This window comes from Chryseobacterium sp. VD8, from assembly GCF_037149975.1.
Taxonomy (GTDB): Bacteria; Bacteroidota; Bacteroidia; order Flavobacteriales; family Weeksellaceae; genus Chryseobacterium; species Chryseobacterium indicum.
On sequence record NZ_JBBCQL010000435.1, the window covers coordinates 1 to 1,065 of the forward strand.

1 protein-coding gene is annotated in these 1,065 nt (G+C 34.6%); it reads left to right on the forward strand.

Annotated features, from left to right (window positions below; all coding sequences use genetic code 11):
- Positions 1–42: 42 nt before the first annotated feature.
- On the forward strand, positions 43–1,065 hold a 1,023-nt coding region (locus WFK35_RS22890), incomplete at its 3' end, for an MG2 domain-containing protein (RefSeq protein WP_336734957.1).

Here is a 1,065-nt window from a genome sequence, read left to right on the forward strand (position 1 = left end):
CTCACACTGTGTAAAGATCGTCCGACTCAGCTTCAAAACCTTTTGAAAACGGAAACGGAAGGCGATTATAAAGTTCTGATCATGGAAGATATAATGGAACAGTTGCTTTCCCAAAAAAAGGAAAAAGAAGCTCTTGCAATTGCGGATCAAGCAAAAAAGCAGTATCCCAAATCTCCTTTTATTGATAATATTAAAAATAAAGAAAATCAGATCTTAAATCCGTTTCTGAATATTAAATATGAACAGCAGACCCAAAGCAATAAGCCGATTCATTTTGTAGCAGAATATAAAAATGTTTCCACCTTTTCAATTAATATTTATGAAGTAAAAGAGGATCTCACTACTTTTTTGCAGTACGCCAAAAGCTCGTATTCTACTAAATTTAATAAGATTAAAAAAAATCTGGTTAGGAAAGAAGCGTACAAACTGGATGATCCGAAAGATTTTAAGAATCATAAAACGTCCTTAGAAATACAATCTCTTCCGCCGGGAATTTATCTTGCCGAATACAACGTTGCCGGAATCAGCGACAATGAAGCCGAAGCGGAAAAAGACTTTTATTTTCTGGTTTCGGATAACAGAATTATTTATCAGTCAAAAACAGACAGAGATCAGTTATCCAATCAATTAAAATTAGTGAGCAGTGAAAACGGACAACCCGTAATTAACGAAAATCTTACGTTTTATGAATTTGTTTCCAATAATAATTTAACCAAAATAAATGGTAAAACTGATAATAATGGTATTTTCAGATTTCCTGCAACAAAAAACAATGATTATTACAGAACATTCCTGATCCGACAGCCAAAAACCAATGATGTTCAGATCATGGAAGTCTATGGAGAAAGGGGCTACAATAATGATCAGAATACGGAAACAATACGCAGTAAGGCGCAGATTTTCACAGATAGGGCAATTTACAGACCGGGACAGACGGTTTATTTTAAAGTCATTAATACACAGCGTGATAAAGATATAGTATCTGTAGTGGCCGGATTAAAACAGAAAATTACATTAACCGACACCAACGGACAGGAAGTTTCTTCGCAGACATTTACCACCAAT